This window comes from Methylocystis sp. H4A (assembly GCF_015709545.1).
In the GTDB taxonomy this organism is placed as follows: domain Bacteria; phylum Pseudomonadota; class Alphaproteobacteria; order Rhizobiales; family Beijerinckiaceae; genus Methylocystis; species Methylocystis silviterrae.
The window spans coordinates 1-14,185 of record NZ_JADNQY010000013.1 but is presented as its reverse complement, the minus strand read 5'-3'; the positions used below and the strand labels follow the sequence as shown (position 1 = coordinate 14,185).

General features: G+C 59.3%; 9 protein-coding genes, 4 pseudogenes and 1 riboswitch. Of the genes and pseudogenes, 7 read left to right on the top strand and 6 right to left on the bottom strand.

Translation table 11 applies throughout. From position 1 onward, the window contains the following. Nucleotides 1-115: 115 nt before the first annotated feature. The 3 genes from IYW40_RS01750 to IYW40_RS21555 form a co-directional block, all read right to left on the bottom strand. The gene (locus tag IYW40_RS01750; protein WP_109026889.1) at nucleotides 116-643 is read right to left on the bottom strand and encodes a DUF488 domain-containing protein; all 528 of its coding nucleotides are present in this window, start codon (nucleotides 641-643) and stop codon (nucleotides 116-118) included. 12 nt (nucleotides 644-655) lie between these two features. Further along, on the bottom strand, nucleotides 656-865 hold the full coding sequence (locus IYW40_RS01745) for a DUF2945 domain-containing protein (RefSeq protein ID WP_109026888.1): 210 nt from the start codon (nucleotides 863-865) through the stop codon (nucleotides 656-658). Between the two features lie 83 nt (nucleotides 866-948). Continuing rightward, nucleotides 949-1,233 carry a family 1 encapsulin nanocompartment shell protein gene (locus tag IYW40_RS21555; protein WP_245435091.1) on the bottom strand — a complete coding sequence of 95 codons (285 nt, stop codon included), beginning with the start codon at nucleotides 1,231-1,233 and terminating at the stop codon, nucleotides 949-951. Between the two features lie 544 nt (nucleotides 1,234-1,777). After that, a riboswitch (Fluoride riboswitch) is annotated at nucleotides 1,778-1,837 on the top strand. A 115-nt stretch (nucleotides 1,838-1,952) separates the two neighbouring features. Between IYW40_RS21555 and IYW40_RS01735 the strand changes: the two genes are divergently transcribed. Next, on the top strand, nucleotides 1,953-3,518 hold the full coding sequence (locus IYW40_RS01735) for an MFS transporter (RefSeq protein ID WP_245435089.1): 1,566 nt from the start codon (nucleotides 1,953-1,955) through the stop codon (nucleotides 3,516-3,518). 53 nt (nucleotides 3,519-3,571) lie between these two features. Then, a pseudogene (locus IYW40_RS01730) lies at nucleotides 3,572-3,901 on the top strand (transposase); the annotation flags it as partial. Between the two features lie 61 nt (nucleotides 3,902-3,962). Here the strand turns inward: IYW40_RS01730 and IYW40_RS01725 are convergent. Further along, nucleotides 3,963-4,586: pseudogene (locus IYW40_RS01725) on the bottom strand (TniB family NTP-binding protein); the annotation flags it as partial. 560 nt (nucleotides 4,587-5,146) lie between these two features. Between IYW40_RS01725 and IYW40_RS21550 the strand changes: the two are divergent. Next, nucleotides 5,147-5,905, top strand: coding sequence for a DUF3600 domain-containing protein (locus tag IYW40_RS21550; RefSeq protein WP_245435143.1), 759 nt, complete (start codon nucleotides 5,147-5,149; stop codon nucleotides 5,903-5,905). A gap of 634 nt (nucleotides 5,906-6,539) precedes the next feature. Here the strand turns inward: IYW40_RS21550 and IYW40_RS22175 are convergent. Continuing rightward, nucleotides 6,540-6,713 (bottom strand): annotated as a pseudogene (locus IYW40_RS22175) (LysR family transcriptional regulator); the annotation flags it as partial. 455 nt (nucleotides 6,714-7,168) lie between these two features. Here IYW40_RS22175 and IYW40_RS01710 point away from each other — a divergent pair. From IYW40_RS01710 to IYW40_RS01695, 4 genes are all read left to right on the top strand, one after another. Continuing rightward, a complete protein-coding gene (locus tag IYW40_RS01710; RefSeq protein WP_245435086.1) occupies nucleotides 7,169-8,251 on the top strand; it encodes an efflux RND transporter periplasmic adaptor subunit in 1,083 nt (360 codons plus the stop codon). A 10-nt stretch (nucleotides 8,252-8,261) separates the two neighbouring features. Next, nucleotides 8,262-11,405, top strand: a complete 3,144-nt coding sequence (locus tag IYW40_RS01705) for a CusA/CzcA family heavy metal efflux RND transporter (protein WP_109026884.1) — start codon at nucleotides 8,262-8,264, stop codon at nucleotides 11,403-11,405. 86 nt (nucleotides 11,406-11,491) lie between these two features. Further along, nucleotides 11,492-12,778 (top strand): TolC family protein, encoded by a 1,287-nt coding sequence (locus tag IYW40_RS01700; RefSeq protein ID WP_109026883.1) that lies wholly within the window; start codon nucleotides 11,492-11,494, stop codon nucleotides 12,776-12,778. A 311-nt stretch (nucleotides 12,779-13,089) separates the two neighbouring features. Beyond that, nucleotides 13,090-13,653 carry a helix-turn-helix domain-containing protein gene (locus tag IYW40_RS01695; RefSeq protein WP_109026882.1) on the top strand — a complete coding sequence of 188 codons (564 nt, stop codon included), beginning with the start codon at nucleotides 13,090-13,092 and terminating at the stop codon, nucleotides 13,651-13,653. A 71-nt stretch (nucleotides 13,654-13,724) separates the two neighbouring features. On the opposite strand, the pseudogene IYW40_RS01690 reads toward IYW40_RS01695, so the two are convergent. Beyond that, a pseudogene (locus tag IYW40_RS01690) lies at nucleotides 13,725-14,185 on the bottom strand (hypothetical protein); the annotation flags it as partial.

The following is a 14,185-nucleotide window of genomic DNA, read 5'->3' as shown; positions in this document are numbered from 1 at the left end:
TGCAGAAATATTTTTAGCTTTAGGCGTGTGGCCGGGTTTGTTCGCTTGGGCGCGAGCATCGAGGCGTTGCTCGAAGCTCTGGCGTCGAAGCGCTGCCAATGCTGCGAGCGGCGGACTACGGATAGATCACGGCGCCGTCAGGTTGAATGACCGCGCCTGGAGTGAGATGGGCCGGCTCCAGACGACCTTCCCCCATAATGTGGAAAACGGTCTCCCCGCTGGCGATAAGATAATCGGCGACGATGCGGCGGTGGCATCGCCACCATACGGCTTCCGAACACATGATGGTACAGCGCCGCTTGCGTCCTCTGTCCAAGAGGTGTTGGAGGCCTGCCTGAAACTGTGCAGTAAGCGCATAATCGGCGTAGTTGTGGAAACTCTCGTTCGTCCAGAAGGCGTTGACAGTCGGAGATATGCCGCGTGACCTTCCACGAAGGCCACCGAGGGCAGCCATATGTTCATAAGAGATGGCGACGGCCGCCAAGGCGCCGGGAAGCGTGTTCTTGTCGAACTGTGGATTGGTTCGTGACTTCGGAATCGTTCTGATGTCCGCGACAAGAGCGATATCGGCTTCGCGCAGTAGACCGATGAAAGCCTCGAGGGTTCGGTTGGAATGGCCGATGGTGAAAAACGGAAGCTTCACGCGCGGCCTTCGTTATGCATAGTCGAGCGCGCCGCCCTTATGCGCTGCGATGTGATCTGTCTTGTCGCTTTTGATTTCGTACTGGGGATCGTCTTTCGACGCGTGATGCGTGTGGCCTTTATAATCGAAATCTCTAATGTGAATGGCGATGATAGTCCCCGACACGCGTCCGGCCTCGGAGTTCCAGCTCACATGATCGCCGATCTTAAACTTCCTTGCCATCGCCGCGTCCTCCCGGTTCCAAGAAGCGCTTCTCCCAAACAGATGGATCCGAAGTCTATGCCCGGCGCCAGCACCACGGAAGCCTAGGTCGTCGGCAGCCGGAAGGTGAAGGTCTCCAGAAAATTCAGTTCGACGGCCGTGCTGGAATAGCTCGTGTAACCAACGGATATGTCCCGACCGATATCTAACTCGAAGTCACCGCTGCAGGTCGTGCGCACGACGCCGCCTTCAATGGCGGGCGCCCAGATGATCCCTCCGTCCACCACACGCTCAAGATGGTGAAAAACCGGATAGCCCTGGACGCTTCCACCACTCGCGGCGGTGTAGGTGTCTAGCCCGAGCATGAGCGCGTACGGACCATGTCGCACAACTGGCTGAGCGAGGCGCTTGGGTAACCCGGACGTTGGAAGGCAGCACAACGCCCTGATTGCTGCTGGCCTCGCGAATGGTGAATGCCTGCCGCAGCGCACCCATCGGACACAGCGCGATCCTTTGCAAAGGGGATTTCCCGGGCACCCAATCTGAATCCATTGCGCCGCGCTCCACGTCGTCGATCGATTGCCGCGTCAGACCGTCTGGAATACGATCCAGAACGACTTGCCGACCAAGAAACAGCAGATGACGACGGCGGGGACGAAGATGACTGCTGAATGGGACAGGTTCACGCTACGGAAATTGCCATGCTGAGGCTGATACTGATAGCAAACAGCCACGTTACCATTTTGCCAAGCCTTTGTATCAACCCGCCAATTTTGAATCCAACAACGGGCACGCAATTAGCCGATGAAGACGGCAAAGATGCAGCTTGCGTGATCGGTGAGCAATTTTCTGTCTTTCACCCAAGGATGGCGTCCTGTCTGATGTTCTTCCTGCTACTTTCACCATTGACAGGCTTAGGTCCGATTCAGTTATCCTTGTCCCGGCGATCGAGTTCGCGCTCAACCGCCTGCGGCTGATGACCCCTGCTCTACATTGTGTCGGAGTCCGTCGTTGCTCTAGTCGACAACCGCGGATGATGTCGCGTAATACCGCCCAGTAGCGATTATAGAACGGAGCGAGGGTGGCGATCATGGATAGGCCGGCCCGAATGATAGGCTGGCGATTCCTGCTGCTGAATGGCGCGGCGGGGGCGGCGAATGTCGTCATGCTCTCGAACGTTCCGGGCTACACGGTGCTCGCGCCCTATGCCGCCGGCAGTCTGCAGGGCGTGACGCCGAGCTTCGGCACCTGGGCGACCACCGACCACATGGTGGGAATCGCGCTCGGCCTGCCACTGTCGCGGTGGTTCTCCGGGCGCTTCGGCGACTATCGCGTGCTGATCGGCGCGCTCATGTTCTACGCCATCTTCTCGCTGATGTGCGCGGCGAGCGAAACCATCTGGTTTTTCGCGCCGATGCGATTTCTCCTCGGCCTTGCCGGCGGCGTCGCCCTTCCGCTCGCCCAATCCGTGACGCTTGCGCAATATCCGGATCACCAGCGCACGCTCGGCGTCGGCTTCTGGGGCGTCATGAGCATGGCGCCCTTCACCATCGGCGTATTCATGGGCGGCTTCTGGGCCGAATATTTCGACTGGCGCTGGCTATTTTATTCCAACGTCTTGGTCGTGATGCCCGTCGCGGCGATCATTGCCGCGCTGTTCTACCGGCGCGGCTTTCAGCGCCGCATGACGCGCTTCGATACGATCGGCTTCATTCTGCTCGCCGCGGTGCTGCTCGGCGTGCAGACGATTCTCAACATGGGCAATGATTTCGACTGGTTCGCGGAGCCTCTCCTCGGATGGCTGCTGCTCGTCGTGCTGCTGGCGCTGCCGATGTTCATCTTTTGGGAGTTCGGCGAACGACGGCCCGCGCTAGACCTGCGTCTGTTTCTGCATCGCAACTTCGCCATCGCGACTTTCTGCTCGATCGTCGGCTTCCTGGTGATTCAGGGCCTGCTCTCGGTGTTCATCGTGCAATTGCAGGTGCTGCTCGGCTACACGTCCTCGCTCGCCGGCATGGTCTATCTGATCATGATTTTTCTGGCGATGGCGGCCGCGGCCGTCGTGCATGAAATCACGAGGAACGTCGACGCGCGACTGATCGTGTTCCTCAACTTCATCGGTCTCGCAGTGACCTTTGTCTGGCTCGGACAATACGACAAGAACGCCTATTTCGATGACGTCAAGACGCCGATGTTCTTTTTCGGCTTCTCGCTCGCGATGTTCTTTGCGCCGCTCGCGACCCTCGCCATGACCGGGCTCGTCGGCGAACGACTGATCCGCGCGGCGGAAGAGCTCGCGATGCTGCGCACCGTGGCCGGCGCCCTGGGCATCTCGCTGCTCGGCGTTCTCTTCTTCCGCCGAACGCCGTTCCATCAGCTCGATCTCGCCGATCATTTCGGCGGACGGCGCTTCGCCTCGCTCGACCTGCTCGCCACTTTCCTGGATCGCATGCAGGCGATGGGCATGTCGCCCACCGCCGCGCAGAGCCGCGCGGCGCAGCTCATTCGACAGCAGGCGTCGATCCTCGCGCTCAACGACGTCTTTCTGTTCGGCGCAATGGCGTTCATCCTGCTCTCGGGAGTCGTCTGGCTCGCCTATCCAAGCTACGCGTCCAAGAAGCGCAAACAATCGCTCGCACGGCTTTCCGCCGAGGAACTGATGGAGCAGCCCTGAGAGACCGTTTGAGAATGGTTGCGACGGAGATAGGGGCGTGATTCAAGCTAGGGATGTGGACCCGAGCGAATCGCGCCAAGATGGCCGCCATTGAGAAGAAAACCAAACGTTACCCGACGGATTAGACCGATGAGGAGTGGGAGCGCGTTGAGCCGTTCCTTCCCTCACCTGCGCGCAGAGGGCGCAAGCCTTCGGTCGACCCACGCGAGGTTTTGAACGCCATCCGCTACATCGCCCGCGCCGGCTGCGGCTGGCGCATGCTGCCCAAGGATTTTCCGCCCTGGCAAACCATCTACTGGTGGTTTCGCCGCTTCATGCGCCGTTTTCTGTTCGAGACCATCCACGACGTGGCGCTGATGATCGACCGGGAACGCGCTGACCGCGATGCGAGCCCGTCTGTCACGCTGCGCTTAATTGTAAGAATGCGCCAGTTCGCGCCCGTTGCTGCAGCATCCAACGCAATGATTTCGTGCTGAGCACGGAAGGATTACGTAGCGGCGTGTTACGCAGAGTGGACGCGACGAGCGATTCAAATTTCATCCGCCGCCCAACGGTTCAGCGTGAACTGTTCAAACCGGCGGGCAAGTTGAACGTCACCGCTGATGGCTTCGCGCGCTTCGTTGACGCCAAAGCAAACAAGCGAGATTTGAAGGCGATTGCTCAAGAATCGAAGGGTGTTCAGCACGACTCTCTGTTCGCGATAGGAACCGGCGAGAATATTGTGGACTTCGTCGATAACAAGAACTTGAACACCGAGATCCGCAATGCGGACTGCACCATCTGCGCAATGTCTGCGCGCGGACGCTGCGGCCCGCCAAGAAGCGTGAGCAGTTCAGCATAGAAGCGGCGTTCTCCAGGTCGACTGGTCATCTCCATCGCGAGCGCAGGCGTTCGGAGCGCTCCCGTGACCGCATTGAAGCCCGGCGGGTGTTCATCACGGAATCGCTTCATGATCATGGTTTTGCCCATGCCGCTGTCGCCATAAATCGCAACGGAAGGCCTCCTCCTTCCCCGAGGATGGTCGAGCAGGAGCCCCAAACGGTCGAGGGCCTGTTTGGCCCGCGGATAGTCGGCATAACGCGCCACGCTCGATCTGCAGCGTCGGCGTCAAACCGCGCTTCCTGAAGGGTTGGCGAAAATCGGACTGGTTCAGCATATGCGCTCCTATGCGCGCATTGCGTGGGGTCGCGCCATCAATGGCCAAGCGTGACCCTTATGATCTGACTGCCACGCTTGCCTCAGCGCGCCTCGGCGCAATTTGGCCGGCGTCGCCTTCATCGCGACGCTCCAATCTCCTTTGCCCGCGGTTCACGGCCGCGGGCCTTTTTTCAACTTCAGCCGGGATCCAGCTGCTCAGCCGCCGTGCGGACGTGCGCTCGCGAGGCTTTTTTGGTTTTGCGTGGCCTTGGCGCTATCGTCCCGCCTATGTGCGGACGCTTCATGCAGCATCTGTCCTGGGAAGAGCTTTTCTCCGGGGCTCCGTTAGCGCTTGGCCTTGTCGAAGGCTTCAAGCGGGGGCATGCTGATATTTGATACGCCGATCACAGGGCAAATGACCGCTCAGATGGGCAAGGGCGCACACAGAGGCCGGCTTCGATTCAAGAGTAATGAGCTTCGGGAGGAACTCCATGGAATCGAATGAAACGACTGCGCTCGAACAGTCTCGCGAATTTTCCGAAGCCGTAGGCCTGTTCGACTCGCTTGATAAGCTGCAGTCCGCCATTGACTATTTGATGACTCATGGATTCGATCGATCCGAAATCAGCCTGCTCACCGAAGACGCGAAGACGCGCGAAAAGATTGGATCGAAACGCTCGGTCGAGATCGAGGACAGCGATGAAGCTCCTCGCATTTCCTACATCGAAGCCGAGTCGCTTAATGAAGGCAAAGCTGCGCTCATCGGCCTGCTCTTCTATGTTGGCGCCATTGCTGGCGCGATCGCCGTTTGGACCATCTACGGCAGTTTCGCCGAGGCGATCGTTGCGGGCATTGGCGCTGGTATGGCCGCCAGCCTGGTTGGCGTGGGCGTCGGCGCATTCATTCGACGTCGTCAGCGCAATTGGGTGCAGGCGCAATTAGCGCGCGGCTGGCTTCCCCAAATCCAATCCGATAGTGCTAACTTTTTTCATGGACGCCTCCCTCGAGTGAGATTCAACACCTCCACTCTGGCACATCGAGGCCGTCGGGGGGCGTCCACCCCATCAGAGCCGTTTCAACAGCGTGCTAGTCGTTCTGAGCGACGATTGCGCTACCAGTACCTCTTGCTGACTTTCTCCGTTTCTTCGACGGAGATCGTTGCGATAAATTTCGCGACAACGCTCTCGCACCGATCGCCGGCGGTATTCCCGCCCTCTCGTGACCTGACGCCACCAACCGTAATCCCTTAAGGACGCGTTGCATGACATCATCCTCGCGCCCCGTGGCGTAGATGGCGTACGTGGAATATGAGAACTCAGGAGCTCGACTTACACGATGCAACCGTCCGTCGGCCAAAAATGGCTGCGCACCGCCAATACGAAAATACCCCGCTCCGCCGACGCTCAGTATAAAGGTCAACGCGAGCGGACCCAGCGATATTGACAAGGGCGCAATGCTCAGCTTGGGAAAAGCGGCCTGGTGATTGACAGCGAATTCTGGCCCCCAATCGACGAAAACATACTCATTTGGATCGATTCTACCCTTTGGGTCGGTTGTTACCTGAATCAATTTCTCTTCAATGAGCAGTTCGCAGACAAGATCAGACCGTTGCGGCGGATTATGGAGAACGGCGAGGTCAAGCGAGCCCTCCTGCACGCGCTCGAGAAGTCGCGCAGGGGTGTCAACGTCCGCTGTTATCGCTGTTTCATACGATTCCGCATGCATCCATATGAGCCAATCTGCTAGGAGCGGATACCAGAGACTGAATTCTCCACCTATGCTGAAACCACTCGCTCGCCCCACGGGCAGAGCCACTTGTCGACAAGCGCCCTCCCATAACTGAACCATCGTCGTCGCGTAGCGCGCGAAGCGTTCGCCCGCCGACGTCAGACGCGCGCCCGCTTTATTGCGAACGAAGAGTGGTCGCTTGAGCTGACTTTCTAGAGTTCGAATTCTGGCGCTCACCGCTGCTTGCGTCAGGTGTAGACGATCCGCAGCAGCAATGAAGCTTCCACTCGCAACCACTTCCAAGAAGGTCTTCGCTAGATTGACGTCCATATTTTACATATAAATTTCTTTTGTTCTATTTTCAACAATTTTGCGTTTGCGAAAAATGAATGCAACGGTCACTCTTGGGGCTCAATCCAGACGGTGGAGCCCAAGCACGACGCAATTGAGTTGAACATGTGGACAGCAGACCCAATAAGGTGAAAGCCCTATGCGCACAGCAGCTTCGACGCCACGGTTGATCGACGTAATTAAGCGAATCGCTTAGTTGGACGCGTCATCATGGCGCATGCGCACGCTATCCGCCGACGTTCCTGGAACGGACAATAACGCAACTCCCGAGCCGACATGCTGGCATCGAGAATGATGCAGTAAGCAGCAATCAACCTCCCTCGGAACACGCCGCAGCTCGCTGCCCCTAATGGCCAGAATCCGTTAATTCCCCAGAAGGTCTAATGCATCACGCCCGATACCTTGGCGCTCAGCGCTTGCTCCTGGCCCTTACAATGGCCATTCCCGTCCGGGCGAGTTCGGAAACGAACGCTGGCGCAGGTCACGAAGTCGTTCTTCAGTTCAACGAAGCGCAGATCCGTGCGGGTGGGATCGAGACTCAGCTAGTAGTGCATGAGTCGAGTTTGGGCGAACTAGTCGTGCCGGGGGTCGTCACCGTCCCCCCGCAGCAAATGCGTGTTGTCGCTGCGCCGGCTGCAGGCCTCGTCGAAACATTGCTTGTCGTACCTGACGAAGATGTGAAGCAGGGCGCGCCTATCGCCACGCTGAAATCTTGGGACCTGATCGAAGCGCAGAGAAGCTTTCTCCATGCGCTTTCAGCTGCGAATCTAGCAGCCGAGAAACTGCGGCGCGACGAACAACTGTTCAAAGAACATATCATTGCGGAGCGACGTCTAATCGTCACACGAGCCGAAGCTATCCAGGCGCGCTCAGCGCTAGAGGAACGTAAGCAAATATTGTCGCTCGTCGGAATGTCAGACGAGGACGTCGCCTCATTGCAGCGCGAACGAACACTCGCGAGTTCCCTCCAAGTGCGCGCGCCGATTGCCGGCACCATTCTGCAGCGCCATGGCAAAACGGGCGAGCGCGTTCAAGCCTCGACGCCCCTTGTTACGATCGCGTGCCTTGATCCGATTTGGGTTAATTTGCAAATACCGATTATTCGCGCTGCAGCACTTGAAAGTGTCGACCGTGTGCACCTGCCGATCGCCGGCCTCGACGGCAAACTCATTCGAATTGGCCGCTCAGTCGATACTCCCACGCAATCGGTAAATGCCGTAGCCGAATTTCGTCCTGGTCGCCGCCCGCTGCGCCCTGGCCAGGCTGTGCAAGCAATCCTACACATCAATGGCAATTCACGCACTCAATGGCGTGTTCCAGCGGATGCGGTCGTCAGCCACCAGAATCACAATTGGGTGTTCGTGCGTACAGCGGACGGTTTCGTCGCACGACCCGTGACCCTTGTTTCCGAAACGCCGCAATTCGCCTCCGTGCAGGGGTCTTTGAAAGCTGAAGAACGCGTCGCGACAGGCGGTCTATTGACCCTGCTGGCGGAACTCGCCGCGGCCGCGAAGTAATCAGGAAACAATGCTCGAAAAACTGATCCGCCTTGCGCTTGGACAACGGCTCCTGGTTCTCATCGCCGCGCTCGGACTCGCGGTCTGGGGCGCCGTCAGCTATTTCAAACTCCCAATCGACGCTTTCCCTGACGTCGCTCCAGCACAGGTGCTGGTCGCCATGCGTGCGCCGGGCCTCACGCCTGAGGAGCTGGAAGCTCGCGTCACAGCGCCGATCGAACTCGCCGCTAAAGGTATTCCTCATCTTGTCCGGATGCGCTCCATCACGCGCTATTCGGTGGCGTTGCTGACTTTCGAATTCGAGGAGGGAACCGACATTTATTGGGCGCGCGTACAAGTCAATGAGCGGCTTGCCTTAGCCCAGGATCAGTTACCCGATGGCGTCAGTGGCGGGCTTGCGCCGATCGTGACGCCGCTCGGCGAGATGCTGATGTTCACAATCGTGGGCGGTGATTTATCCCCGTCGGAACAGCGCACGCTTTTCGACTGGACGATTCGTCCCGCCCTCCGCGGCCTGCCTGGCGTCGCTGATCTCAATAGACTTGGCGGTTTCGTGCGCACATTCGAAGTCGCGCCATCGCCTTCCGCCATGGCGGCGCGCGGCGTTACAGTAAAGATGCTCGATTCGAGCCTTCGAAACAATAACAGAAATGACGGCGCCGGCCGCGTACGGGACGGCGAGGAGGCGCTGCTGGTGCGCGCCGAAGGGAGGTTACGTTCTCTCGACGATATTCGCTCGGTCGTCATCGCGGCGCACGACTCCGGCATCGTGCGTGTCGGCGACGTGGCAGAAGTGCGCTATGGCTCATTGGCGCGCAACGGCGTCGTCGTCCGCAATGGCGAGGACGAGGCGGTATGGGGCCTCGTGCTTGGCCTGCGCGGCGCCGATGCGCGCACCGTCGTAAGTGGCGTCAAGGCGAAACTCGCCGAACTCGAGCCGACCCTACCAAAGGGCGCCAGATTCGAAATCTTCTACGACCGCAGCGAACTGATCGGCAAGGCGGTGTGGACGGTGCAAAAGGTTCTACTCGAAGCGATCGTCCTCGTCGTGGTTCTGCTTGCACTATTCTTGGGCAATCTGCGCGCGGCGATCGTCGTCTCGGTCATCCTGCCGCTCGCCGCGCTCGCGACCTTCGGCATCATGCGGCTGTCGGGCCTCTCCGCCAATATCATGTCTCTCGGCGGCCTCGCTATCGCCATCGGCCTGCTCGTCGACTGCGCCGTTGTCGTCGTCGAGAATGTCGAGCATCGCATGGCGAATGCGCATGACGCGACTCTCTCTGACCGCATTTTCATGACTCTGGAGGCGACGAAAGAGGTCGCAACGCCGCTTGTCTCTGGCGTTATCATCATCGTCACCGTCTTCCTTCCGTTGCTCTCGCTCGAAGGGTTGGAAGGTCGTTTGTTTTCGCCCGTCGCGCTCACCATCGCATTCGCCCTCGGCTCTGCGCTCGTCCTGTCGCTAACCGTGGTGCCAGCGCTGAGCGCCACGCTGCTCAGGCCCGGTCATTCCGACGAGCCCTGGCTCGTGCGCAAGATCGCCGCGATCTACGAGCCCTTGCTCCTGCGCGCGCTCTCGAAGCCGTCGTGGGTCGCCGCCATCGCCTTCTTCGGCCTTATTGTCGCCGGCGTCGCCTATTCCCGCATCGGCCAGACATTCATGCCGGTGATGGACGAGGGAACGCCAGTCATCACTGTGCGCAAACATCCAACGGTTAGTGTCAAAGAAACCGCCGAGACCGACATGCGCATTCAACGCGAAATCATGAGTCGGGTGCCCGAAGTCAAGGGCATGATGGCGCGCGCCGGCGCTGACGAACTCGGCATCGACCCTGTCGGACTCAACGATACCGACAACTTCCTCTCACTCGCGCCGCCAAACGAATGGCGCGGCAAGGGCATGGCCTGGTTGATGGGCGAAATCCGCGCGGTGCTCGACTCCACGCCAGGCATTTCTTACGCCTTTTCGCAGCCGATCGACATGCGCGTGCAGGAGATGATCATCGGCGCGCGCGGCGATGTCGTTGTCAAAATCTTTGGTGACGACATCAACGAGCTCAATCGCCTCACACGCGACGTGGAGGAGATTCTGCGTAAGATCAAAGGCGCGCGCGACGTCTTCGGCCTGCAGAACGATGGCATGCGTTATCTCACCGCGCGCGTCGACCGGCTTGCCGCCGGACGCTTCGGTCTCAATGCTGAGGAGATCCAGGATGCGCTGCGCGTCTGGGTCGACGGACAACAAGTTGGCATTGTTCTCGAAGGACCGATACGCACGCCGCTTGTCATTCGTGGATCCGAAACTTCGCGCCGCTCTTCGGTGGACTTCGCGCGGCTGCCGGTGGTGTCTTCGGAAGGAAAAGTTGTCGAACTGTCGCAAATTGCCCAGGTGCAGGCGGAGGACGGCCCCATCCAAGTGATTCGTGAACAAGGTCGCCGATTCGCGACTGTGCTCGCCAACGTGTCGGAACGTGATCTCGTCGGCTTCGTTGACGAGGCGAAAAAGGCGGTCGGGCAAAATGTGAAGACGCCGCCGGGCTATCGTTACCAATGGGGCGGGCAGTTTGAGAACCAACAGCGCGCCTCAGCGCGTCTTGCCATCGTCGTGCCCATCGCGCTGGCGTTGATCTTTCTCCTGCTCTATCTGACCTTCAGTTCGATGCTGCAGGCGACGCTGGTATTTTGCAATGTGCCCTTTGCGGCGATTGGAGGCATTCTGGCCCTGTGGCTTTCGGGAGAATTCATGTCTGTGCCGTCGTCTGTCGGTTTCATTGCCCTTATCGGCATCGCCGTGCTCAACGGCGTTGTGCTGATCTCGTACATTAACAAGCTAGTCGCGGAAGGCACGCGCACGACGCGCGAAGCTGTCGTCGAGGGCGCGCGCCGGCGCATGCGGCCGGTGATGCTCACCGCGGCCATTGCAGCCTTCGGTCTAATACCCTTTTTGTTTGCACATGGGCCGGGCGCCGAGATCCAGCGGCCCCTCGCGGTCGTGGTCATCGGCGGACTGATTTCAGCGACCGTGCTGACGCTCGTGCTGCTGCCGATTCTTTACGATCGCTCCGCTAATCTTAGTCTTTTTCTACGCCAGAAGCTGAGCGCCCGTGGAACTCGATCGCCAACGGCTCGCTGGCGCGAGGACGCGCGTTTATGAGCTCTTGGTTGATCCTTGTCGCGGCAATATTTCTCGCCTATACGTCTTCCGCGTTACGCGCCGAAACTAAGGCGACACCCCCATTAATGCCAGCACAAGAAATGCTGCGCGTTGAAGTCCTTTTCGAGGGCAAGAAGAAGGTCCGGGTCAAACGCGCCAAGTCGTTACGTGTCGACAAGAGGCCGCGCGTCCGCAAGCCTGCATCCAATCAAGTGCTAGCCCAACATCTCGACATGGCCGTCGCTATCGATGCGCAAAGCAAGTCGCTTGAAGCGCAATATCGCGCGATCTCCGCGCGCTACGCCACCGCGAATTCGATCACGCCAGGATCGCCATATGTCGGCGGCTCGCAGCGTAGTGCGCTATCCGGAAACTTACGCAACTACAATGAACTGGAAATGGAAGCCGGCATGCCCCTATGGCTGCCGGGGCAGCGCGACGCCTTTGAGGCGACGGTGACGACCGGGATTCGCGAAGTTGAGCAACGCTTCGCGTTACGTCGGCTGGATGTCGCGGGCCTATTGCGTGACGCCTGGTGGAATGCGAGTCGCGCGGCGCGAAATGTCGCCGTTGCCCGGACGCGCGTGATGACAGCCCATGATATCGGCCGGGATATGACCCGCCGCGTCGAACTCGGCGACGCCGCCCAGAGCGACGCGCTGCTCGCGACGAACGAGACACTCGCCGCCGAAACGGAGCTCGCCCAGGCGGAAGGCGCCATGAAGGTTGCTCGGGTGAACTACATGGCGCTGACTGGCGGCGCGCCCCCGGAGGGCACGCTCGAATCGGTGCGTCCCGCAACTGATATAGAAGATCATCCAGCTTTGCGAACGCCGCGGGCAGCGCTCGTACGAGCTGAAGCCCAGCTGCGGCTCGTCGACGCGACACCCATCGCCAGTCCCGATATCGGCGTGTTCGGACGGCGCGAATACAACAATCAGTATTCGACCGACCCTTCGCAAATCGTCTCGAACCAACGCACGGATTCGACCACTATTGGCGTTCGCATTCGCATTCCATTGCCAACACCTGGTCGCAATGCGCCGAGACGCGCAGAAGCGCGAGCCGAAATGGATCGCGCCCGGGCCGAATATGATCGCGCCAAGCGCGTCGTAACGGCGGAGATAAAGGCGGCGCGCGTGATGCTCGCTGCTACGCGGCGCGCCGCTGAAATCGCCAACAACCGACTCTCAGTCGCCGATGAACAATTCGAACTGTCGCGCAAATCATATCGAATTGGCGAGGTAAGCGCGTTCGACCTCTATCGCGTGCGGCAGATCCAACTCGAGGCCCAGCGTATGCAGGCGAACGCCGCGATCAACGTTGGCGTCGCAATCTCGCGGCTCAACCAAGCGTTCGGTTACGCTCCATAGAGTTTTGTACCTATAATCAGTGGTTTACGCATCAAGGCCGCTGATGTTTCACGAAAGATGCCGATGCAGACCTTTATCGACTTGTGCTGACGGCGAACGAGCAAATAATCGTCGCGTGGCAAGGTCCTACAGCTCTAAATGGCGGACGCAAAGTGTACCACTAAACCGGCTTTGCTCTGTTATTTTTACGGCGGCGCAAAAGTGTACCGGTCCTGCTAGTGGGTCGCTTCAGCGAATTTGAATAGGGCGCTTCCCCCGGCTGGCTATCCCTGATTCGCTACTGCCATTGATTCGACCTTCAGGAGGCGAAGATGGCGCGGGAAGCAGTCGGCGTGAAGCGGTATGTGGTGCGCTTGAGCGGCGAGGAGCGGGCGCATCTGGAAGCCATGCTGCGCAAGGGCAAGTATGGGGCGAAGACGCTGATAAAGGCTCAAATTTTGCTGAAGGCGGACGTTTCCGAGGCGGGCGAAGGCTTGAGCGACGGCGAGATCATCGAACAATTGGAGACGAGCGCGTCGATGGTCTATCGGGTGCGCAAGCAGCTCATAGAGGAGGGCTTCGCCGCGGTCTTGACGCGCAAGCCGCACACGCGTCCCTCCGTGCCGCGGATTTTTGACGGCGAGAAGGAAGCCAGGCTGATCGCCCTGTCCTGCTCGACGCCGCCGAAAGGCTATGCGCGCTGGACGTTGCGGCTGCTGGAAAAGAAAGTCGTCGAGCTCGAAATCGTCGAGACGGCGAGCGACAGCACGATCGGTCGTGTCTTAAAAAAACATTCTCAAACCCCATCGCAAGCAGCAGTGGGTGATTCCCCCGCAGGCCGACGCCAGCTTCGTCGCGGCGATGGAGGACGTTGTCAGGATACATCCTTTGATTAGAAAATCCCTGTTCGCGCGGCGCGTTGACATCATATTTGAGAATTTCGGCGCGCATTTTCGAGCTTTGACGCTTAAATTGAGAACTCCAGCGGCATCCCGAGCGCGGCGTAGGCGAGCTCGTCGAATCGCTTTCGATAGACGGGGCGACAGAAGGGGCGCAGGCGCTGAATCGTATCCGCCGCGTTTTTCGCGGCGACTGCGAGACCGGCGAGTAGCGCGATGCGTAAATAGAGCGGCACCATAGCGTTTGCGCCTTTGCTGATGGACGGCGCTATGCGTAATGCTTCGGCGTCAAATCCTGGAACGATCTCGTTGAGCAACCAGCTCTTATTGTAGCCTTCGGGGGGCTGCGTCGTCTGCGGGCGATTTAAGATCAGCAAAAGCCGCATCATCGCAATAGGGGATGCTAGCGGCGTCGGCTCGCCCCGCAAGTGACGATTGACAAGCTCCTCTCCGATTTTGGCGGCGTCCCAATGGTCCCCAAATGGGCTCGTGTTTCGGACGGTATCGCAGCCGGCACGAGGTCCCTCGA